The sequence below is a fragment of the Streptomyces sp. NPDC055506 genome, from assembly GCF_053643595.1.
This window is the reverse complement of sequence record NZ_JBSHKH010000136.1, coordinates 1-22,212: the sequence shown is the minus strand read 5'-3', so window position 1 is coordinate 22,212 and position 22,212 is coordinate 1. Positions and strand designations below refer to the sequence as shown.

The following is a 22,212-nucleotide window of genomic DNA, read 5'->3' as shown; positions in this document are numbered from 1 at the left end:
GCCGCGCACCGGTGGCGCCGCCTCGGAGGTCCTGCGCCGCGCGGCGGCGGCACGCTGAAGTTCTCTGGCCGGCCATGTCGATCGGGCGCGGTGCCGTGCCCCAAGGCACGGCAGACGAGCCCGTGCGTGCCGACGCGAGCAGGGCCGCAGGACGCGTTTCCCAACCGGGCAAGGCTCGTACGCAGCAACGACGTCCAGCCCTGCGGGCATGCCGAACCGCCCACCCCGCAGAGCCGCCGTAGCGGCGCCTGAAGCCCTCCCCAGCGCCCGACCGGACGCCGAGGAAGCGGCTCAGACCCCCGCGCCCAGCACCGAGTTGATCTGCTGCGGGTCACCACAGACGATCAGCAGGGTGCTCGCCCGGGAGTGGGCCAGGGACAGCGCGCTCGCGGCCGCGGTCTCGGACCCGCCGTTGACGGCGACCACGACCACCGGACGCGACGCGGCGCGGGCCGCGATGGTGGTGTCCGTGTAGAAGACGTCGTCACGGGCGTCGTGTTGGGCCCAGTACGAGGTTTCACCGAAGGACAGCTCGTGGATGGCCCACGGGTGCTGTTCGCCGGTCGTGATCACCAGGACGTCACTGGGGGCGCGACCGGAGTCCAGGAGCAGGTCCACGGCCTCCTCGGCGGCGTCGAGCGCGCCCTGTGCGGAAGCGGGGATCAGCTGGATCTGCGGGCCGGCCGGAGCGGCGGCACCGGCGGCGGGCCCGGACGGACCGGGCTTGGCGGCTGCGTCACGCGGCGTACGCTGCACCGGCGGCGCGGGCCGGAGAGGGCCTGGACGACCGGGACGCGACGGAGCCGCGGGACGGGGGCCGGGTACGGGACGGGGGGTCGGCGCGGTGCGGCCGCTGGCCGGAGTGGCGCGGGGACCCTGGGCACTCTCGTGAATCTGAGGCTCCTCGGGAATGAGAGGCATGAGTTGATTTTTATCAAACGCTAGTACGGCCCGCGTCGGCGGGTGGCGCATGCGTGCGAACGGAACCGTCAGAAATCGAAGCCGAGCTGACCCTCGATTTCCGGAACACTTCCGTCCGCCCAGCTGCGGACCTTCTTGAGGTGCCGCCACTGGGGCAGCGCATCAAGATACGCCCATGACAACCGGTGGTAGGGGGTGGGGCCCCGCTCCGCCAGTGCGGCCTTGTGCACGGGGGATGGATACCCGGCGTTGTCCGCAAAACCGAAGTCTGCATGGTCGATACCCAGTTCGGCCATCATTTTGTCGCGCTGAACCTTGGCGATCACCGATGCGGCGGCCACCGCCACGCAGGACTGGTCGCCCTTGATCACCGTACGGACGCGCCAGGGCGCACCGAGATAGTCGTGCTTGCCATCGAGGATGACCGCGTCCGGGCGGACCGGCAAGGCCTCCAGCGCACGCCCCGCCGCGAGCCGCAGCGCGGCCGTCATCCCCAGTTCGTCTATCTCCTCCGGGGATGCATGGCCCAGGGCGTACGACGTCACCCATGTCCGCAGTGTCTCGGCGAGTTGGGTGCGCCGCTTGATGGTGAGCAGCTTCGAGTCCGTGAGGCCCTCGGGCGGCCGGCGCAGTCCGGTGATCGCCGCGCAGACGGTGACAGGGCCGGCCCACGCGCCGCGACCCACCTCGTCGACACCTGCAACGATCTTCGCTCCGGTCGTGGCTCGAAGGGAGCGCTCGACGGTGTGAGTAGGTGGTTCGTACGGCATGGCGCCCCTAGGTTACGCCGCCCGGAAGCGCCCGCGACACCCTGGCCCACCCCGGCGGCGTCACATCCCTCGCGAGCACCTGTCAGGAACTACTCGGCCGCAGCAGCGGAACCATCAACTGGTCGATCATCTCCTCGATTTCATGATCCTGCCATTCGCAGCCGCACATCTTGGAGCGGTACATCATCATGGCCGGGATGGCGTCGAAGACATAGCCGTTCGCAGCGTCAGATCGCACCTCTCCTCGCTGGATCCCGCGCTCGACGACCTCTCGAAGCATCTTGATGGTGGGCTCCACGACTCCGTCGAAGATCACACCATGGAATCGCTCGGCCTGCGTCGTATCGCATTCGTGAATCACCGAGCGAAGCGCGACACCAGGGCGGGAGAACATCGCGTCCCGGGCTCGCAGACACAGCGCCAGGAGGTCCTCCCGCACCCCGCCCTCGTCGGGTGTCGCGTCGAAATGAGGGAGACCGGCACGCAGAGCGTCGGCGACGAGGTCCTCCTTGGACGGCCAGCGCCGATAGACCGCGGCCTTTCCGGTCTGGGCGCCGGCGGCGACACCCTCCATCGTCAGGCCGTTCCAGCCGACGGTGCTGAGTTGGTCCAGCGCGGCATCGAGGATCGCACGCTCGAGCACGGCACCACGGCGGCGGGCGGCTGTCTGAGCAGGGGCATCCACCCAGCTCGGGGTAACCATCTGACTCTCTCCAACGCACAGAGAAGCGGGGATTTCGGGGATGTGGGGGCGTGCCGAACGGCCACAGAGGGGGACATGCCGAACGACGACAGCCAGAGTGAACGCTTGCGTTCACTGTCGGAACCTCACTACCTTTGACGCGGCAGTGAACGCGAGCGTTCACTAACGCACTCGTGGGGGACCCATAGTGACAACCTCTCCATTGCTCCAGGACCAGAAGCCAGGTGCGGCCCGCCGGGAGGGACATCCCGGCATCGCACTCACCGTCATCGCGGCCTGCCAACTCATGGTGGTACTCGACGCGACGATTGTGAACATCGCGCTCCCGCACATTCAAGAAGCCCTCAAGTTCAGCACCACCGACCTCACCTGGGTCGTCAGCTCCTACACGCTCACCTTCGGCGGTCTGCTGCTCCTCGGCGGCCGCGCCGGTGACATCCTCGGCCGCCGCCGGGTCTTCATGACCGGCATCCTGCTGTTCACCCTCGCCTCGCTGCTCGGCGGGCTCGCCCAGGAGCCCTGGCAGTTGCTGGCCGCGCGGGTGCTGCAAGGAGTGGGGGGCGCCATCGCGTCGCCCACCTCGCTGGCTCTCATCACCACCACGTTCCCCGAGGGCCCGGAGCGCAACCGGGCCTTCGGCGTCTTCGCCGCGGTGTCGGCGGGCGGCGGCGCCATCGGCCTGCTCGCCGGCGGCATGCTCACCGAGTGGCTCGACTGGCGCTGGGTGCTCTTCGTGAACGTGCCGATCGGCGTGCTGATCGCCGTGCTCACACCCCTCTACATCAGCGAGTCCGACCGGCACACCGGCCGGTTCGACATCGCGGGTGCGGTGACCTCGACGACGGGCATGGCGTCCCTCGTCTACGGCTTCATCCGGGCGGCGGACGAGGGATGGCGGGACAGCCTCACCATCGGGTCCTTCGGCGCCGCGGTGGTCCTGCTGCTGGCCTTCGGGATCATCGAGTCCCGGGCCAAGGAACCGATCACTCCGCTGCGGATGTTCGCCGACCGCAACCGCTCCGGTACGTACGTGATCATGCTGAGCCTGGCCGCGGCGATGTTCGGCATGTTCTTCTACATCGTGCTGTTCGTGCAGAACGTGCTCGGCTACAGCCCGATCCAGGCAGGGCTCGCCTTCCTGCCTGTCACGGTCGTGATCGCGCTCGGTGCGGGTCTGTCGCAGCGGTTCCTGCCGGTGCTGGGCCCCAAGCCGTTCATGCTCGCGGGCTCGGCCCTCGCGATGATCGGACTGGCCTGGCAGGCACTCATCAGCTCCGACAGTTCCTACGTCAGCGGGGTTCTGGGCCCGATGCTGGTGTTCGGCTTCGGCATGGGACTGAACTTCGTGACGCTGACGCTCACCGCCGTGTCCGGTGTCGCCCCGCACGAGGCGGGCGCCGCGTCCGGGCTGCTCAACACGACGCAGCAGGTGGGCGGATCGCTGGGCCTGGCCATCCTGACGACGGTCTTCGGCACGGCGACCCGGGACGAGGCGGAGAAGCAGCTTCCGCGGTTCATGGCCGAGGGCTCCGCGGAGCAGAAGGCGGAGTTCGCCCGTACGCAGCAACTGCCCGCCCCGTGGGGGCACGAGGTGCTGGCGCAGGGCATCTCGGCAGCCTTCATCCCGGCGGCGGCGATGGCCGTCCTCGCCCTGGCCACGGCCTGGCTGGTGATCCGGGTCCGGAAGAGCGACCTGGAGGCACTCGCCGGGTCGGCCGGGCCGGGACTCGGCTGACGTGACAGCACCACGAGCCGGCTTCGACGGCTGGCCGCCGGGCGTGACACATGCCTGGCGGCGGCTGTCGGGCCGGTACCCGATCGGCTCGCTCCCCGGACGGCGCGTGAAAGCGCCCCACCAGTGGATCAGAACCGCGAGCAGGACGCCCATGTTCACCCCCATCGCTCCACTCCGGCGCCTGCGTGCCCTGACGGCTCGCACGGCGGATGTCACGACAACGAGCGGGCGATTACGGAGAGTTCCCGGAGCGCACGGAGAGTTCCCGTGACGTACGGAGAGTTCGCGATGAGGTGCAAGAGCGGCCGCCGCTAGGCCGCCGCGGGCACCCAGTCCGGGAGCGGTTCGGTCCGCCCCACCCACTCGGCGGGCGGCGTCCCCGCCTTGCCCGCGGCGATCACGCCGCCGACGATGGCGCAGGTGGTGTCGACATCCCCGCCGACCTGCGCGGTCGTCCAGAACGCCTGCTCGTAGTCGCCGAGGCTTCTAGCCGCCGACCAGAGGGCGAAGGGCACGGTGTCGTGGGCGGTCGTCCGCCGGCCGCAGCCCAGTACCGCCGCGACCGTGGCCGGGTCGCCGTAGTCGAGCATGTCCCGGGCCCGGCGCAGCCCCGCGCCCACCGCGCTCTTCGGCACCAGGTCGATGACCCCGTCGAGGAGGGCCTCGGCGCCGGGCGGCCCGCCGGGATCGGCCGCGAACGAGGCGGCCGCGGCGACGGCCATCGCTCCGACGACCGCCTCGCGGTGCTGGTGGGTGGTGTAGGCCGAGATCTCCGCCTGGTGGGTCGCCTGCTCCGGGTCACCCGCGTACCAGGCGCCCAGCGGGGCGATCCGCATCGCGGCGCCGTTGCCCCAGGACCCCTGTCCGTTGAAGAGCGCGGCAGCGAGTTCGCGCCAGTCACCGCCCTCCCGGACGAGCCGCAGCAGGCGGTTGACCGCAGGGCCGTAGCCGCGGTCGAAATCGTGGTGCTCGGCGAAGGAACGGGCCAGGGCGTCCTGGTCGACGCGATGGTGGGCGGCCAGGACGGCGACGACGGAACCGGCCATCTCCGTGTCGTCGGTCCACTGCCACAGCCCCGACGGCACCTCGCGGCGCTTCAGCAGCGGGTAGTTCACCGGCACGAAGTACTGGGAACCCAGGGCGTCCCCGACGGACAGTCCGCGCAGGCTGGCCAGGGCACGGTCCAGGCGCACGTCATGGGAGGAGTCAGCGGTCATCGCCCTGCCACTCTATCCGGTGATCCCGTAGGGTTCGGGATCTCGCCAGCGGTCGAACGGCCGGTCGAGGGTGTACTTGCCGTCCTCTCCCAGAACGAGCATCCGCACCTCGCCGTTCCCCGGGTTGGACAGCGACTCGAACTCCGCGACCGTCCAGTGGAACCACCGCATGCAGAACAGCCGCATGGCCAGACCGTGGGTCACGATGAGGACGTTCGGCGGATGGTCGGGGTCCTCGAAGCTGCGGAACAGGCTCTCCAGGAAGCCGCCGACCCGGTCGTAGACATCGGCGCCGGACTCGCCCTGGGCGAAACGGTAGAAGAAGTGGCCGTACGCGTCCCGATAGGCCTTCTGGAGACGGACCTCGTCCCGGTCCTGCCAGTTGCCCCAGTCCTGCTCGCGCAGCCGGGGCTCCTCGCGTACGCGTATGAGGTCGGGGTCGAGATGGAAGGAGCGCAGCGTCTCGTGAGTACGGCGGTACGGGGAGACGTACACGCTGACGCGCTCACCGCCGAACCGTTCACGCAGTTGCTCGCCCGTCGCCTCCGCCTGCCGTCGGCCCTTTTCGGTCAGCGGCAGGGCGTGGTCGGGTACACGCTCGTACACGGAGTCATCAACATTGCCCGTTGACTCGCCGTGCCGGACAAGGACGATGCGCCGTGGTCGTGCCATGCCAAGACCCTAGATCGGGTGAGCGCTTGCGCAGCACTCATACCCCACCCATACAGCGTAGGTCACACGGATCCTGCACCACGGGTCACACAGGTCACGCCCATAGCCGCTCGGAATCAATCCACCCGAAATATGGCGAATCAGATCAATCGACCGGCCGGGTCAGACGGTCCAGCTCGACTCCATGCCCACGATGTCCCCGGTGAGCGCCGCCACGTCCGCCTCCGTCTGGGCCCTCAGGGCGAGCCGCTCCACGCGCTCGGTGCGGTACTTGCCGTGCTCGGCGTCCGAGCGCCACATCGACAGCACCAGGAACTCGTGCCCGGGCGCCTCGCCGAACAGCCCGCGCACCATGCCGGGAGAGCCGGCCATCGCCGGGTTCCAGACCTTCTCCTGCATCAGCACGAAATGCTCGGCCCGCTCCTCGTGGACACGGCAGAGCGCCACGCGCAGCAGGTCGGCGTCCGTGAAGCGCGGTTCGAAGCCGGTCTTCACGTCGAAGCGGTAGTCGAAGAGCCTGACCTGGGCGTCCTTGAAGGTGCCCGACTGGGCCGACGCCAGCCGGTCGTGGGACCGCGCCATGAAGGAGTCGTAGAAGGCGCGGCTCTCCCAGAACGCGAATATGTGCGCCACATCCGGCCGCCCCCGGCTCCAGCCACCCCCCTGCCCGCGAAACCCCGGCTCCCCCAGAAGCCCCGCCCACTTCCGCTGCCCCCGCTCGAAACCGCGGCGGTCCACCACGGTGCAGCGAATCCACTTGACCAGCACCGCGCCATGGTAAGGCCACGGAGCGTGGCGCCGGTCACTCTCGGCCGGACCGCTCCCCCACGCGCGCACCCGCTCCCGTGGCAGGATGGACAAACAGTCGTAAGCGCCCGGCAGTTGGGGCGAACAGGCGGGTCGGTACGGGGAAGGGGACTCTGGTGGACGGGCTCAACAAGGGACTGAGCAAGATCGAGATCGCGATGAGGTGGGATCCCAGTCCGGCAGGGCAGCCGTCCACCGATCTGGACCTCGTCGCGGCGACGTACCTGGCGGACGACCCGCACGGCGATCCCGCCTATGTGGTGCACTTCGACAGCCGCTCCCCCGACGGCACCATCTACCTCAACCGGGACAGCAAGGACGGCCAGGGCTTCGGCTACGACGAGGTCATGACGCTGGAACTCGACCGTCTCGACGACCGGTACGCGCGCGTGGTGGTCGGTGTCGTCATCCAGCAGCGCCCGGCGGAGCGCACCTTCGTCAGCGTGGTCAACCCCGGCCTGCGGATCCGCGAGGGGTACACGGTCCTCGCGGAGGACGACTTCGGCGGCGTCCTCGGGGCGACGGCGGCGACGGTCGCGGAGTTCACCCGGGACGGCTCGGGCCCATGGGCCTTCCGCTCCGGCCTCCGTGGTTTCGAGGGCGACCCCGTGGCCTTCACCAGGACGATGGGCGCGGCCCGCCGGGCCTGAGCACCATGCCGTGACATCCGCGGCCTGTGACGACAAGAGGGGCACCGCCCGAAGGCGGTGCCCCTCTGTCATCGGCTCAGGCGCTCGGCGTCAGCTGCAGCCGCTGGTCGAGCCGCAGCCCTCGCAGATGTAGCACGAACCGGCGCGCTGCATCTTCGTCCCGCAGGAGAAGCACAGCGGGGCGTCGGCCTGGATGCCCAGCTGCATCTCCACCAGTTCGGCACTGGTGTGGGCCTGCTGCGGGGCGGGCTGGGCCGCCACCTCGTTCTTCGGCGCGGAGACGGCCTTCAGCTCCTGCGCGCGCGGCGCCGACTGGGCCAGGCCCTCGACGTCGACCTCGTCCTCGTTCGGCTCGTACGAACCCGTCTCGAGGTGACGCTGACGCTCATCGGCGGAGTGGATGCCGAGCGCGGAGCGCGTCTCGAAGGGCAGGAAGTCCAGCGCCAGGCGGCGGAAGATGTAGTCGACGATCGACTGCGCCATCCGCACATCCGGGTCGTCCGTCATGCCGGCCGGCTCGAAGCGCATGTTCGTGAACTTCGAGACGTACGTCTCCAGAGGGACGCCGTACTGGAGGCCGACGGAGACCGCGATGGAGAAGGCGTCCATCATGCCCGCGAGGGTCGAACCCTGCTTGGACATCTTCAGGAAGACCTCGCCCAGACCGTCGTCCGGGTAGGAATTGGCGGTCATGTAGCCCTCGGCGCCGCCGACGGTGAAGGACGTGGTGATGCCGGGACGTCCCTTCGGGAGGCGCTTGCGGACCGGGCGGTACTCGACCACCTTCTCGACCTTGGCCTCGACGGCCGCGGGCTCCTCGGCCTTCTCCTCCTCCTTCTTCTTGGCGGAGAGGGGCTGGCCGACCTTGCAGTTGTCGCGGTAGATCGCGAGCGCCTTGACGCCCAGCTTCCAGGCCTCGAAGTAGATCTCCTCGACCTCCTCGACGGTCGCCGACTCCGGCATGTTGACCGTCTTGGAGATGGCGCCGGAGATCCACGGCTGGATCGCGGCCATCATGCGGACGTGGCCCATCGCGGAGATGGCCCGCTCGCCCATCGCGCAGTCGAACACCTCGTAGTGCTCGGGCTTGAGGCTCGGGGCGTCGATCACATTGCCGTGGTCGGCGATGTGGGCGACGATCGCCTCGATCTGCTCTTCCAGGTAGCCCAGGCGGCGCAGGGCCTGCGGGACGGTGCCGTTGACGATCTGCATCGAGCCGCCGCCGACCAGCTTCTTGAACTTGACCAGCGCGAGGTCGGGCTCGACACCGGTGGTGTCGCAGGACATCGCGAGGCCGATGGTGCCGGTCGGGGCGAGCACCGACGCCTGGGAGTTACGGAAACCGTTCTTCTCACCGAGGCGCACCACGTCCTGCCAGGCCTCGCTGGCGGCCGCCCACACCGGGGTGTCCAGGTCGTCCATGCGGACGGCCTTGTCGTTGGCGTCCGAGTGCTGCTTCATGACGCGCTTGTGGGCGTCGGCGTTGCGGGCGTAGCCGTCGTACGGGCCGACGACCGCGGCGAGTTCGGCGGAGCGCCGGTACGCCGTACCGGTCATCAGCGAGGTGATGGAGCCGGCGAGGGCGCGGCCGCCGTCGGAGTCGTAGGCGTGGCCGGTCGCCATCAGCAGGGCGCCGAGGTTGGCGTAGCCGATGCCGAGCTGGCGGAACGCGCGCGTGTTCTCGCCGATCTTCTGCGTCGGGAAGTCCGCGAAGCAGATGGAGATGTCCATCGCGGTGATGACCAGCTCGACGACCTTCTGGAAGCGCTCGGCCTCGAAGGACTGGTTGCCCTTGCCGTCGTCCTTCAGGAACTTCATCAGGTTCAGCGAGGCCAGGTTGCAGGACGTGTTGTCCAGGTGCATGTACTCGCTGCACGGGTTCGACGCGGTGATCCGGCCGGACTCGGGGCAGGTGTGCCAGTTGTTGATGGTGCCGTCGTACTGGATGCCGGGGTCGGCGCAGGCCCACGCGGCCTCGGCGATCTTGCGGAAGAGCGCCTTGGCGTCGACCTCCTCGATGACCTCGCCGGTCATCCGGCCGCGCAGCCCGAACTGGCCGCCCTGCTCGACCGCGGTCATGAACTCGTCGTTCACACGGACCGAGTTGTTGGCGTTCTGGTACTGGACGGACGCGATGTCGTCGCCGCCCAGGTCCATGTCGAAGCCCGCGTCCCGCAGGATGCGGATCTTCTCCTCTTCCTTGACCTTGGTCTCGATGAAGTCCTCGATGTCCGGGTGGTCCACGTCGAGGACGACCATCTTGGCGGCACGGCGGGTGGCGCCACCGGACTTGATCGTTCCTGCGGAGGCGTCGGCTCCGCGCATGAAGGAGACCGGGCCGGAGGCGTTGCCGCCGGAGGACAGCAGTTCCTTGGAGGAGCGGATCCGGGAGAGGTTCAGGCCGGCGCCGGAGCCGCCCTTGAAGATCATGCCCTCTTCCTTGTACCAGTCGAGGATCGACTCCATGGAGTCGTCGACGGCCAGGATGAAGCAGGCGGAGACCTGCTGGGGCTGCTTGGTGCCGACGTTGAACCAGACAGGGCTGTTGAAGCTGAAGATCTGGTGCAGAAGGGCGTACGCCAGCTCGTGCTCGAAGATCTCGGCATCGGCGGGAGAGGCGAAGTACTTGTGGTCCTCGCCGGCCTTCCGGTACGTCTTCACGATGCGGTCGATCAGCTGCTTGAGGCCGGTCTCGCGCTGCGGGGTGCCGACGGCACCGCGGAAGTACTTGCTGGTGACGATGTTGACCGCGTTCACCGACCAGAAGTCGGGGAACTCGACGCCGCGCTGCTCGAAGTTGACCGAGCCGTCGCGCCAGTTGGTCATGACGACGTCACGGCTCTCCCACGCCACCTCGTCATAGGGGTGGACCCCAGGGGTGGTGTGGATGCGCTCGATACGCAGACCCTTGTTCGCCTTGGTGCCCTTGGCGCGGGAACTCCGTGCCGGACCGCTCGCCGTCTCTGTCATGCCGCCTCCCTGTACGGGCGAAAACGCCCTGAAGTGCCCCGTTGTTCCCGTGGCACGGTGTTCTGTCTGTTGTTGCGGGCACCCACTCGCATCGCCCGCAACAGGTCTTCACATCGCCGCCGCCCGGCCGGGCCCGGAGCTGCCGTCCGGGTCCGGCCCGCCGGTCAGTCGGCGGCGCCTGCGGGCTCGGGGACCTGTGTCGTCCCTCCGGGCCCGCGGTCGTCTTCCTGGCTCCCCGCACCCGTGTCCTCGCGGTCGCCGTCGTCCGCGTCGGTGCGTCCCGTCTCTTCTCTCAGTTCCGTGATGGCCGCCTCGAAGTCCTCGAGCGAGTCGAACGCCCGGTAGACGGAGGCGAATCGCAGATAGGCGACGAGATCGAGTTCCTGCAACGGGCCGAGAATGGCCAGCCCCACGTCGTGGGTGGTCAGCTCGGCGCTTCCGGTGGCCCGCACCGCCTCCTCGACCCGCTGGCCGAGCTGGGCGAGCGCGTCCTCGGTGACGGGCCGTCCCTGGCACGCCTTGCGCACACCGTTGATGACCTTGGTGCGGCTGAAGGGTTCGGTGACTCCGGACCGCTTGACCACCATGAGCGAGCACGTCTCCACGGTCGTGAAACGACGGGAGCAGTCAGGGCACTGGCGGCGCCTGCGGATCGACGTGCCGTCGTCGGTCGTACGACTGTCGACGACACGGCTGTCGGGGTGCCTGCAGAAGGGGCAGTGCATGAACTCCCAACCCTCCTCACAGCAGACTCAATGGCCTCGCCGGGCCTCTTGCGCCCCACGAAGCAGTCCCAAGCATAGGCGATGACCATGGGCACTGAGACCCGGGGGACCACAACTTGTGGGCTGCTGCTGCAATCCAACCACTAGATGTGGGGATTGGCTCATACATCCACGCCACCCACGCGTGTCGCACGCGTAGCCGCAGGTGAGGCCCGACAGGCCGAGCCGCACCGGCCTCGGCCGCACGCCGCCGCCCCGCTGTTCACCGGCGAACGGACGCACCACTCGCGCGCGGCAGCATCCGTTCACGCACGGCCGTATCGCTACGGCACATGCGGAGATACCGTGGGCGCCGCGAGGAGGGGGCGTGGGACTCCCGCACAGATGGCCGATGGCCCCAGGGCAGGGGAATGCCGGATGGCAGACTGGGGCAACAGTCCACGAGGTGATCACCCCGGCGGTGAAGGGTACAGCAATGGACCCTTTTGCCCGCCAGGAAACGCGGCAGCCAATACACCCGGACGCATGATCGTGGCAGTCGATTCACGATTTTTCACTCGAACGTGTGTTTGGCGCAACCTTTCGAAACCAACTACCGTTGTCCAGCAGGGAGACCATCGAGAGGGGCCGACGTGACCACCACCGCAGACAGTGCCACCATCACTGCCCAGGACCGCTCCCAGGGCCGACTCGAGCCGGTGCACGCGATGAACGAAGTTACGAACCCGGAGGGGCACAAGCGCTCCTTGCCGGGACGACCTCCCGGCATCCGGGCGGACAGCTCCGGACTTACCGACCGCCAACGCCGCGTGATCGAGGTCATCAGGGACTCAGTGCAGCGGCGCGGCTACCCGCCGTCGATGCGGGAGATCGGCCAGGCCGTCGGCCTTTCCAGCACTTCCTCCGTCGCACACCAGCTGATGGCACTGGAGCGCAAGGGCTTCCTGCGGCGCGACCCGCACCGCCCGCGCGCGTACGAGGTGCGCGGCTCGGACCAGGCCGCCTCCGTGCAGCCCACGGACACCGCGGGCAAGCCCGCCGCGTCGTACGTCCCGCTGGTCGGCCGCATCGCCGCCGGTGGCCCGATCCTCGCCGAGGAGTCCGTCGAGGACGTCTTCCCTCTCCCCCGCCAGCTCGTCGGCGACGGTGAGCTGTTCGTCCTGAAGGTCGTCGGCGACTCGATGATCGAAGCCGCGATCTGCGACGGCGACTGGGTCACGGTCCGCCGCCAGCCGGTCGCGGAGAACGGCGACATCGTGGCCGCCATGCTCGACGGAGAGGCCACCGTCAAGCGCTTCAAGCGCGAGGACGGCCACGTCTGGCTCCTGCCGCACAACGCGGCCTACGAGCCGATCCCCGGCGACGACGCGACCATCCTCGGCAAGGTGGTGGCCGTACTGCGCCGCGTCTGACGCCACGCACCGCGTCGGGTGGGCCCAGCGGGCCCGCCCTCTGACCGGGCCCCGGGACCCCTGCGCCGGTTCCGGGGCCCTGTGCTGTCCGGGCCCGGTACCCGCGGGGCGGCCTGAGACTGAGCGGGCGGTGGGGGTCGGCGGTGGCTCCGCCGCCGCGGATACCGACCCCCGAGGATCACCCGGCTTCCGTCTGCTGTGCCGCCGCGTCGATCGCCGCGAGCGACTTCCGCACCTGATTTCGGTCCGCCGTGAACCAGAAGTCGGGCATCGACGCCTTCAGATAGCTCCCGTACCGGGCCGTCGCAAGCCGCTGGTCCAGCACGGCGACCACACCGCGATCGCCCGACGCCCGTACGAGACGGCCGGCGCCCTGGGCCATGAGGAGGGCGGCGTGGGTGGCGGCCACCGCCATGAAGCCATTGCCGCCCGCGTCCTCCACCGCCTTCTGGCGGGCGCTCATCAGCGGGTCGTCGGGGCGCGGGAACGGGATCTTGTCCATCACGACCAGCTGGCAGCTGGGCCCGGGGACGTCGACGCCCTGCCACAGCGACAGCGTGCCGAACAGACAGGTCTTCGGGTCCGCCGCGAAGTTCTTGATGAGCTCGCCGAGCGTCTCCTCGCCCTGGAGGAGGATCGGGAACTCCGGGATCCGGGAGCGCAGTTCCTCGGCGGCCAGCTGAGCGCCGCGCATGGAGGAGAACAGGCCCAGGGTGCGGCCGCCCGCCGCCTGGATCAGCTCTGTGAGCTCGTCGAGCATGTCCGCGCGATCCCCGTCCCGCGCCGGGCGTGCCAGGTGCTTGGCGACGTACAGGATGCCCTGCTTGCGGTAGTCGAACGGTGAGCCGACGTCGATGCCCTTCCACTGCGGGAGGTCGTCGCCCTCGGTGCCCTCGGGGGCGAGACCGAGGGAGGCGCCGACGCCGTTGAAGTCGCCGCCCAGCTTCAGCGTCGCGGACGTCAGGACGACGGAGCGGTCCGCGAAGAGCTTCTCCCGCAGGAGGCCCGAGACGGACATGGGGGCGACGCGCAGGGAGGCGCCGAAGCGGTCGTGGCGCTCGTACCAGACCACGTCCCATTCGGAGCCGTTCGTGATCCGCTCCGCCACGTCGTGCACGTTCTCCACGGCCGCCAGGGCCTGTTTGCGGACCGCGTCCTCGTCCTGGACGGACTTGTCGCGGGTCGCGCCGATCCCGGAGATGACGGTGCGGCACGCGTCGCGCAATGCCATGAGCGCGTAGCCGAGGTCCTCGGGGATTTCCTCGAGCCGGCCCGGCAGTGCCAGCTCCATCAGCCGTTCGAACCCCTCGGAGGCGGTCTGGAGCTGGTCCGCCGCCTTCTCGTTGACCAGTTTCGCGGCGCGGCGCACCGCGCGGTTGACCTGGCCGGGGGTGAGCTCGCCGGTGGCGACTCCGGTGACCCGGGAGACCAGCTCATGGGCCTCGTCGACGATCAGCACCTCGTGCTGCGGGAGGACCGGGGCGCCCTCGATGGCGTCGATGGCGAGCAGCGCATGGTTGGTGACGACGACATCGGAGAGCTTGGCGCGCTCGCGAGCCATCTCTGCGAAGCACTCCGCTCCGTACGCACACTTCGAGGCGCCCAGGCACTCCCTCGACGACACCGACACCTGGGCCCAGGCCCGGTCCGAGATGCCGGGCGTGAGGTTGTCACGGTCCCCGGTCTCGGTCTCGTCGGCCCAGTCACGCACCCGGAGCAGGTCCTGACCCAGCTTGCTGGTGGGAGCGGCCGCCTCGAACTGGTCGAAGAGGCCTTCTTCCTCGTCCTGCGGGACACCCTCGTGCAGACGGTGCAGGCACAGGTAGTTCGACCGGCCCTTGAGCATCGCGAACTCCGGGCGGCGGCGCAGCAGGGGGTGCAGCGATTCGACCGTTCTCGGCAGGTCGCGCTCCACCAGCTGACGCTGCAGGGCCAGGGTGGCGGTCGCGACGACCACACGCTCCCCGTGAGCGAGCGCGGGCACCAGGTAGCCCAGTGACTTTCCGGTGCCGGTGCCGGCCTGGACCAGCAGGTGGGAGCCGCCGTCGATCGCTTCCGCGACGGATTCGGCCATGGTCACCTGACCGGGGCGCTCCGTACCGCCGACGGCAGTGACGGCGGCATGCAGGAGTTCGGGGAGTGAGGGCTTCGTCATAGCGCGACCACCCTACGACCCGGGACTGACAAACGGGTGATCAAGGCGGGGGCGGGGGACGGGATCAAGACCTTGGGCTCCTCGACGGGTGGGAACCGCAGCGTCACGCGCCGCGTTCAATGAGTGATGGTGCGGTGACACAGCGCTACAGCAGATGCCGGAGAGGCCGGTCTCGGACCATGAGGGCGGCCCGTTTCGCGGGCAGGTCGACCTCGGCGGAGAACCGGAAGCCGGCGGTCAGGAAAGCGGCGATGGAGGGGGTGTTGCGAATGTCGGGCTCTGCGATGACCCGTGCGCAGGAGGACCTCTGCGCGAGAGCGAGATCGGCTACGGCTCGCAACAGCAGACCGCCCAGGCCACGCCCCCGGTCGGCGACGGCGCCGACGAGGATGTGGAGTCCCGTGTCATGAGGCCGGGCGGGGTAGTGGCGAGCCAGCGGGTCGAGGTCCGCCCGGTAGATCTCCCAGTAGCTCATCGGCGTTCCGTCCAGCACGCCGATACACGGGACGCTCCGTCCGTCGTCGGCGAGCTGGGCCCGCAGGTGCTCCTCGGTCACCTCCCGCGGTCCGGACAGCTCCCAGAACGCCGCGGCAGGGTCGTTCATCCATCGGCTGATGAGCGGAAGGTCACGGTCGACGCGCACGGGGACGAGATGGAAGACACCCGCGGAGGTGTCGGCCGGGCCCCAGTCGGCGACACGGTCGAGGAGGTCGGCCCCCGTCGGGAGGACCGAGGTGTCACGGGTCGCGATGAAGGCGGTGGGGTCGGCGAAGGGCACGGAACGCTCCTCTCAGTAAGGGGGTGGGGCATGTCCTGAGGGATGAAGGAGGTCGGTTGTGGTCGGAGACAGTCGGGGTGGTCAGGAGTGCAGGGGGTTGGCGATGGTGACGTAGACGGACTGGGTGTCGACCGGGCCGACGAGTTCGTCGAGGCCGTGCAGCCGGGTCAGCAGGTTGGCCTTGCAGCGGAGCACCGGTGAGTCGAGCAGGCGGGCGGGCAGCGACGTGTGCAGTCGGGCCGGACCGGAGGCGGCGTTCCCGAGGAAACGGCGGAAGGCGGCGAGCAGCAGCCGCTCGTCGGCCAGTCCCTGGGAGCCGAACGCGCCGATGAGGCCGAGTACGTTGTTGACCGCGAGGTAGTAGGCGAAGCGCTCGTCGGCGACCTCGTCACGGACGAACGTGTCGCTCTGCTCTCCGATGCCGGGCAACCGGGAATCAAGCTCCGTCCGCCGGGATTCGCGGAAGTAGTAGCCCTGGTTGTCGCGGTAGCGGCCGCCTGTGGGCCAGCCCTCGGGGTCCAGCAGGAGCAGAGTGTTCTGCTGGTGCGCTTCCAGGGCGATGCCGGCCTCGGCGTCCAGCCACAGGACGGGACGCACGACGTGCTGGAGATAGCGCAGGAACCACTCGGCGGCAACGGCCCCGTGCGGTCGGCCGGTCCGGCGGGCGAGACGCGTGACGACCTCGGCCAGCCTGGACCGGAGTACTGGGCCGTGCGTCTCCGGGCGGTCCGGAAGGGCCCCCGGCCCAGCCGGGGAGCTCGGGCGTGGCGAGACGAATCCGGCGACACAGGAGACGTCGTCGGAGGGAGCGAACGGGTTGTGGCGGATCACCACGTCCAGTCCGGGCAATGGCGCGCCGTCGGGATCGTCGACGGCCAGCCAGGCCGGGTCGCGCACGATGTCGAAGCCCGGATGCACGGCACGCCACTGCTGCGCGAGTCCGCTGCGGAGCAGACGGTGGACCTCCACGCCCCGGTGGAGTTCCTTACGGAGGTTCTCGCGGCGGGAGTTGGTGATACGCAGGCCCAGCGACAGCTTGAGCATCGCGGGGGCGTGGGTCAGGTAGACGGTTCGTACGGAGGAGGTGGGATGCCAGGGAGCGCCGTGAGTGCCTAGGTCATGGAGCAGTCCCGAGTCGAGCAGGGCGGCCGTCACCGGGCGGTGCCGGACCTCGCGCGCCTGCCAGGGATGCAGGGGCAGCAGGGCGTATCCCGCGTCCCCGTCCGGCAGCGACAGGCCGGTCCCGGCCAGGCGTGCGGTGAGCCGGGCGGCGGGGACAGGGCGGCCGCGTTCGGTCCAGGCGGAGTCGGTGGCGAGGACGGAGGGAGCGACAGCCATCCAGTGCAGAGGGAAGGAACCGCGCGACTCGGGTGAGTACGGCCGGGCTTCGGTCTCGGAGAGGCCCTCGCGGCACTTCGGGGACGGATGCAGGGGGTGCCCGAGGACGAGTGCCTGCTCCGCGGCGAGGAAGAGGTCAGGGCCGTCGGCCGGATGTTCCCTGCGATCGCTGACAAAAGCGGCGACGCGGCGGAGGGAGTCGGCGACACCCGCGACCAGCTCGATGCCTCCCAGGCCGTCGCCGGCAGCGCGGTCGGTGTCGGGGCCTTCCGCGAACGTCTCTCTGGCGAGCAGGGCGGCGACCGTGACGGCATCGGCCGGCGGAGCATGGCTGGGGGCGTCGGCCAGCCGCGGCGGGCCGAAGCGGTGCCAGCCCGTCGGGGACCAGTAGCGGACCGGGGCGAGAAGGGCCGTGCCGCTGGCGGGCAGGGGGATGCGGAGGATCCCGTCCGTAGGGGCGGGCTGGTCGTTTTCACGCACCCAGCAGCGCAGCAGGTTCTCCACGGCGGCCGCCTGGGCGGCGATGTGCGGGTCGGGGTGGTCCAGGAGGTCGGTGACGGGTCCGGGGTTCAGCCCTTCGGCGGAAGGTGCCGCGGGCCTCGGCCTCGGGCCGGGGACTCCCGACTCGACAGACGCGCCCGACAGCCCGGCGTCGACGGAACCTCCCCGCATCGTGGCGCGTTCGTCGGGCTCGGGGATGGCGTTCAACACGGGTACCTCGTGGGGTGGTTCAGGGGCGTGCGGTCGGGGCGGCGAGTCGAGGAGTTGCCCTCGGCCGACTGGTCGGAGCCCGAGGGCCCACGCCGTGCAGGCTCACGGCGTGAACCCGCAGGGCATGGAGGCTCACGGCGTACAGGGCGCCGCTGCCGCGCCCCCATGGCACCGAGCAGCCGCTCGGACGGCGTCGGCCAGACGGTCCAGCACGGCGGCCGACTGTTCGTCGGTGATCGTCAGCGGCGGCAGCAGGCGTACGACGCTCGCGTGACGGCCGCCGAGTCCGACGATGAGGCCGCGCCGCAGACACTCCCGCTGGACCGCGGCGGCCAGTTCGGGGGCTGCGGGAAGGGGCCGGGGCGCTCGGTCCGGCATCACCGACGCTCCCCCGGCTTCCCCCTCGGGATCCACGAACTCCACCCCGATCATCAGCCCCCTCCCCCGCACCTCACCTACGCAGGAGAACTCGCTTGCCAGCCCTCGGAGTTGGTCCAGCATGCGTGCGCCGAGAGTCGCCGCGCGCTCGGCGAGGTCGTTCTCCCGGACGTGGGCGAGGGTCGCCGTGCCGGCGGCCATGGCGAGCTGGTTGCCGCGGAAGGTGCCGCTGGGAGCGCCTGATTCCCCCATGCCGAGGTCGTCGCGGTGGACGACGACGGCCAGCGGCAGGCTGCCCCCGATGGCCTTGGAGAGGACCATCACGTCGGGAGTCACTCCGCTGTGTTCGACCGCCCAGAAGGCGCCGGTCCGCCCGACGCCCGTCTGGATCTCGTCGGCGATCAGCGGGACGGCCCGCTCGGCGGTGAGATGCCGCATGCGCCGCAGCCAGGTGTCCGGTGCGGGGATCACCCCGCCCTCGCCTTGGACGGGCTCGACGATCATCCCGGCGGGGAGGGGCACGCCCGACCCGGGGTCGTCGAGGACGGACTCGGTCCAGCGGGCGGCGAGGTCGGCACCGGCCTCGCCGCCCACTCCGAACGGACAGCGGTAGTCCTGCGGGTAGGGCAGGCGGGTGACCCGCACGTCGTGGGCGTCCGGGGGCGTATCGGGCGGCCCCGCGGTTCGCCCGTGGCAGGCGCCGGTGAACGCGATGAGGCCGGTCCGCCCGGTCGCCGCGCGGACGAGTTCGCGGGCGGTCTCCACTGCGTCGCTGCCGGCCGGTCCGCAGAAGCGCACACGGGCCCGCCCGGCGAGGCCTGGCGGCAGGGTGCGGAACAACTCGGTGATGAAGGCGTCCTTGACGGGGGTCGCCAGGTCGAGGACGTTCAGGGGCGCACCGGAGTCGAGGACCTTGCGGATGGCCTCCAGGACGACGGGGTGGTTGTGCCCGAGCGCGAGCGCGCCGGCGCCCGAGAGGCAGTCCAGGTAGCGGCGGCCGTCCGCGCCCTCGATGGTCAGTCCTCGTGCCCGCACCGGGACGATCGGCAGGGCCCGGGCATAAGTCCGGGCCGCGGACTCGCGCGCGGACTGGCGGCGCAGAATGCCCTCCTGTGCGGCGCGCGTTCCTGGTGCCGTGTCCTCGTCGACCGCACCACCGGGGAGGGTTCTCACCGGCGTACGCCCCACAGCGGCTTCCTCTGACGCACATCCCCCACGGGTGGATTCCGCCACGACTTCCCTGACCTCCCACTGGGCACGGGCACAGAGGGCCGCACACAGACAGCAGACCCCCCACCGCTACCAACCCCCAACCGCTCACCGGGTTACGGGTTGCTTCAAGATCCTTTCCGTGACGGAACTGTTGCGGTTCCGTCGGGCCGCCCCCACAGCCACCGCATAGTGTGTGGTGCCGTTCCCGGGCTCCGGGAGGTCGGCCAGAACTCCCCGTGAGTTCGGCGGACACCGCACCCGAGGGGCCGGTTCGTCCAAGTTCGTTCACATCAGGGGGAGTCAGATCATGCGATCCATACGGCCGTCGTCCACCACCAGCCGAGGGGGGTGGTCGCGCCGCAGGAACTCCCCCGTGCTCGCCGCCGTGGCCCTCGCCTCCACGCTCGCGCTGACCGCGACCGCCTGCGAGTCGGGCGACGCCGCGGCGGGCGGTGAGGCCTCCGCGTCGGCCTCCGCCTCCGACGACGGCAAGCTCAAGATCCCGGACGACATCAGGGACCGGCTGCGCGAGCACGGGATCGACGTCGACAAGTGGAAGAACGGCGCCTGGAAGAACTGGGACCGGGACGACTGGCTGCGCGAGGCCAACGAGTACATCAACCCGATCATCGAAGGCCTCTGGGACCCGGACCGTATGCGGGAGGCCGAGGAGCCCGACCAGGGCGTGGACGACAGCGACCTCGCCGGTGACCAGGGCGTGACCGACCCCACGCCCGAGCCCGTCGAGGCGCGGGCCGTGCCGCCGTCGTACCACGCCAACGCTCCAACGGCCGGGAAGGTGTTCTTCGACTCCCCCGAGGGCTCGGCCGTCTGCTCGGCGACGGTGGTGAAGGATCCCGCCCATCCGGGCAAGTCCAACCTGGTGTGGACGGCGGGCCACTGCGTGCACGCGGGCAAGAAGGGCGGCTGGTACCGCAACATCGCGTTCGTGCCGTCGTACAACGACGACGGCAAGCCGGTCGCGGAACTGGAGAACGCCACCAGGGAGGACGTGGCTCCCTACGGTGTCTGGTGGGGCGACTGGGCGCAGACCTCGGACCAGTGGATCGAGCAGGGCGGTTCGACGGGCGGGGACGGCGCTTCGTACGACTTCGCGGTGATCCATGTGACGCCGGAGAAGGGCAGCGGCGGCAAGTCGCTGGAGGAGACGGTCGGTTCGGCGCTGCCGGTCGACTTCAAGGCTCCCGCCGTACCGAAGACGAAGAGCGTCACGGCGATCGGCTACCCGGCCGCGCCGCCGTACGACGGGCAGAAGCTCTACCGGTGCCAGGACCGGCCCGGCCGGCTGTCGCTGACGGCGTCGGATCCGACGATGTACCGCATCGGCTGCACCATGACCGGCGGTTCGTCGGGCGGCGGCTGGGTCGCACCGGGGTCGGACGGCAAGCCGGCTCTGGTGTCCAACACCTCGATCGGCCCGGTGAAGTCGGGCTGGCTGGCCGGACCGCGTCTCGGCGACGAGGCCAAGGGCGTGTACGACTCGGTGAGCGAGAAGTTCGCGGGCCGCTGACCGCAGGGCCGGTCAGCGCGGTGGTGAGGCCGGGGACTCACGGAAACCTTCACCGGCCCACCTCCGTTCGCACCCAACTCCACGGGCATAGTGGGGAGTCACGCATCGCAGGCCACGCTGCGGCCTCTGCGTGACAAGCACATGACATTCACACGCGGCAGCACCCAAGCAAGCACAGCACGCACAGCACAGCACAGCACAGCACACACAGCAGGCATCAACGGGGGTCATCGCACCATGCGTTCCACACGTACGTCCGCGGCACCGAGGCGCGGGCGGCGCACCGTCCTCGCCGCCAGCGGGCTCGTCGCCGCACTGGCACTCACGGCCACCGCCTGTGACGGTTCGGCGGACTCGGCGAGCGACAAGCCCGACGCCACCACCTCGCAGGCCGCGGACGGCGGCGGCGAGGTCCGGATCCCGGCCGACCTCGCGGGCAAGCTGAAGGAGCACGGGATCGACGCCGACCAGTGGCGGGACGGGGGCTGGAAGGACTGGGACAAGGACAAGTGGCTCAGTGACGCCAAGGACTTCGTCAACCCGGTGATCGAGGGCCTCTGGAAGCCCGACCGGATGCAGTCCGCGAAGGAGGCCGACAAGACGGTCACCACGAAGGACGCGTCAGCAGGTCAGGGCGTCAGCGACCCGGATCCGGCGCCCGTCCGGGCACAGGCGGAGAAGACGCCGTACCACCGGAACGCGGCGCCGGTCGGCAAGGTCTTCTTCGACTCCCCCGACGGCCCGGCCGTCTGCTCCGGAACGGTCGTCAAGGACGTCAACCATCCGGGCAAGTCCAACCTGGTGTGGACGGCGGGCCACTGCGTGCACGCCGGCGGCAACGGCGGCTGGTACCGCAACATCACCTTCGTGCCCGCCTACAACGACTACGGCAAGTCCGAGGCGGAGCTGACCAACGCGAACCCGACCGAGATCGCCCCCTACGGCAACTGGTGGGCGGACTGGGCCTCGACCTCGAACCAGTGGATCAAGGGCGGCTCGGAGACCGGCGGCGAGGGGGCCGCGTACGACTACGCCGTGCTGCACGTGAAGCCCGAGCGCGGCGGCAAGTCACTGGAGGAGACGGTCGGCGCCGCGCTGGACGTGGACTTCTCCGCCCCCTCCGCGGCCGAGGCGCGCAAGATGGGCGCCTGGGGCTACCCGGCCGCGCCGCCCTACAACGGCCTGAAGATGTTCAAGTGCGTCGACGTCCCCGGCCGGTTCGCGCTCAGCCCGACCCTGCCGACGATGCACCGCATCGGCTGCACCATGACCGGCGGTTCGTCCGGCGGCGGCTGGTTCCGGGTGATCGACGGCAAGTCCGTGCTCGTGTCCAACACCTCGATCGGCCCGGCCGACAACACCTGGCTGGCGGGCCCGCAGCTGGGCCGCGACGCCGAGGCGCTCTACCAGAACATGAGCAAGACGTACGGCGGCCGGTGACCGCAGCACAGGTCCTCCCCCGCCGCCTCACCGGGAGAAGCTGTTGCCCGTCGTCCGCGTCGGAGGTCTGATTGACCGGCCACCGAC

Annotated in this window: 17 protein-coding genes; 5 read left to right on the top strand and 12 right to left on the bottom strand. The window is 70.0% G+C overall.

Going from position 1 to position 22,212, the window contains the following annotated elements; genetic code table 11:
• Positions 1 to 291: 291 nt before the first annotated feature.
• From ACWIF2_RS34215 to ACWIF2_RS34205, 3 genes are all read right to left on the bottom strand, one after another.
• Positions 292 to 921, bottom strand: a complete 630-nt coding sequence (locus tag ACWIF2_RS34215) for a hypothetical protein (RefSeq protein ID WP_454364779.1) — start codon at positions 919 to 921, stop codon at positions 292 to 294.
• Positions 922 to 989: 68 nt separating this feature from the next.
• Complete coding sequence (locus ACWIF2_RS34210) at positions 990 to 1,691, bottom strand: ribonuclease HII (RefSeq protein ID WP_454364778.1); 702 nt, start codon at positions 1,689 to 1,691, stop codon at positions 990 to 992.
• Between the two features lie 82 nt (positions 1,692 to 1,773).
• Positions 1,774 to 2,394 carry a TetR/AcrR family transcriptional regulator gene (locus ACWIF2_RS34205; protein WP_454364777.1) on the bottom strand — a complete coding sequence of 207 codons (621 nt, stop codon included), beginning with the start codon at positions 2,392 to 2,394 and terminating at the stop codon, positions 1,774 to 1,776.
• 187 nt (positions 2,395 to 2,581) lie between these two features.
• Here ACWIF2_RS34205 and ACWIF2_RS34200 point away from each other — a divergent pair, with 187 nt between their 5' ends.
• Positions 2,582 to 4,129, top strand: coding sequence for an MFS transporter (locus tag ACWIF2_RS34200; RefSeq protein ID WP_454364776.1), 1,548 nt, complete (start codon positions 2,582 to 2,584; stop codon positions 4,127 to 4,129).
• A 311-nt stretch (positions 4,130 to 4,440) separates the two neighbouring features.
• Here ACWIF2_RS34200 and ACWIF2_RS34195 read toward each other — a convergent pair whose 3' ends face one another.
• From ACWIF2_RS34195 to ACWIF2_RS34185, 3 genes are all read right to left on the bottom strand, one after another.
• Positions 4,441 to 5,346 (bottom strand): ADP-ribosylglycohydrolase family protein, encoded by a 906-nt coding sequence (locus ACWIF2_RS34195; RefSeq protein ID WP_454364775.1) that lies wholly within the window; start codon positions 5,344 to 5,346, stop codon positions 4,441 to 4,443.
• Positions 5,347 to 5,358: 12 nt separating this feature from the next.
• The gene (locus ACWIF2_RS34190; protein ID WP_454364774.1) at positions 5,359 to 6,018 is read right to left on the bottom strand and encodes a histidine phosphatase family protein; all 660 of its coding nucleotides are present in this window, start codon (positions 6,016 to 6,018) and stop codon (positions 5,359 to 5,361) included.
• Positions 6,019 to 6,180: 162 nt separating this feature from the next.
• The gene (locus tag ACWIF2_RS34185) at positions 6,181 to 6,786 is read right to left on the bottom strand and encodes a YdbC family protein (protein WP_382498595.1); all 606 of its coding nucleotides are present in this window, start codon (positions 6,784 to 6,786) and stop codon (positions 6,181 to 6,183) included.
• Positions 6,787 to 6,941: 155 nt separating this feature from the next.
• On the opposite strand from ACWIF2_RS34185, the gene ACWIF2_RS34180 reads away from it, so the two are divergent.
• Positions 6,942 to 7,475 (top strand): TerD family protein, encoded by a 534-nt coding sequence (locus ACWIF2_RS34180; protein ID WP_454364773.1) that lies wholly within the window; start codon positions 6,942 to 6,944, stop codon positions 7,473 to 7,475.
• A 90-nt stretch (positions 7,476 to 7,565) separates the two neighbouring features.
• On the opposite strand, the gene ACWIF2_RS34175 is transcribed toward ACWIF2_RS34180, so the two are convergent.
• Positions 7,566 to 10,445, bottom strand: coding sequence for a vitamin B12-dependent ribonucleotide reductase (locus ACWIF2_RS34175; protein ID WP_454364772.1), 2,880 nt, complete (start codon positions 10,443 to 10,445; stop codon positions 7,566 to 7,568).
• A gap of 164 nt (positions 10,446 to 10,609) precedes the next feature.
• Positions 10,610 to 11,170: a transcriptional regulator NrdR gene (nrdR, locus tag ACWIF2_RS34170; RefSeq protein WP_399027646.1), complete on the bottom strand. Its 561-nt coding sequence runs from the start codon at positions 11,168 to 11,170 to the stop codon at positions 10,610 to 10,612.
• 632 nt (positions 11,171 to 11,802) lie between these two features.
• Here nrdR and lexA point away from each other — a divergent pair.
• Entirely contained in the window at positions 11,803 to 12,582 is a 780-nt protein-coding gene (gene lexA, locus ACWIF2_RS34165; protein WP_215118136.1) for a transcriptional repressor LexA, read from the top strand.
• A gap of 178 nt (positions 12,583 to 12,760) precedes the next feature.
• Here lexA and ACWIF2_RS34160 read toward each other — a convergent pair whose 3' ends face one another.
• The 4 genes from ACWIF2_RS34160 to ACWIF2_RS34145 form a co-directional block, all read right to left on the bottom strand.
• The gene (locus tag ACWIF2_RS34160) at positions 12,761 to 14,737 is read right to left on the bottom strand and encodes an ATP-dependent DNA helicase (protein WP_454364771.1); all 1,977 of its coding nucleotides are present in this window, start codon (positions 14,735 to 14,737) and stop codon (positions 12,761 to 12,763) included.
• A 145-nt stretch (positions 14,738 to 14,882) separates the two neighbouring features.
• Positions 14,883 to 15,515 (bottom strand): GNAT family N-acetyltransferase, encoded by a 633-nt coding sequence (locus ACWIF2_RS34155; protein WP_454364770.1) that lies wholly within the window; start codon positions 15,513 to 15,515, stop codon positions 14,883 to 14,885.
• 81 nt (positions 15,516 to 15,596) lie between these two features.
• Positions 15,597 to 17,561: an IucA/IucC family protein gene (locus ACWIF2_RS34150; protein ID WP_454364769.1), complete on the bottom strand. Its 1,965-nt coding sequence runs from the start codon at positions 17,559 to 17,561 to the stop codon at positions 15,597 to 15,599.
• A 135-nt stretch (positions 17,562 to 17,696) separates the two neighbouring features.
• Positions 17,697 to 19,115 (bottom strand): diaminobutyrate--2-oxoglutarate transaminase family protein, encoded by a 1,419-nt coding sequence (locus ACWIF2_RS34145; RefSeq protein WP_454364768.1) that lies wholly within the window; start codon positions 19,113 to 19,115, stop codon positions 17,697 to 17,699.
• Between the two features lie 346 nt (positions 19,116 to 19,461).
• Between ACWIF2_RS34145 and ACWIF2_RS34140 the strand changes: the two genes are divergently transcribed.
• Together ACWIF2_RS34140 and ACWIF2_RS34135 are read left to right on the top strand one after the other, a co-directional pair.
• On the top strand, positions 19,462 to 20,685 hold the full coding sequence (locus tag ACWIF2_RS34140; protein ID WP_454364767.1) for a trypsin-like serine peptidase: 1,224 nt from the start codon (positions 19,462 to 19,464) through the stop codon (positions 20,683 to 20,685).
• A 237-nt stretch (positions 20,686 to 20,922) separates the two neighbouring features.
• Positions 20,923 to 22,125 (top strand): trypsin-like serine peptidase, encoded by a 1,203-nt coding sequence (locus tag ACWIF2_RS34135; protein WP_454364766.1) that lies wholly within the window; start codon positions 20,923 to 20,925, stop codon positions 22,123 to 22,125.
• Positions 22,126 to 22,212: the final 87 nt, after the last annotated feature.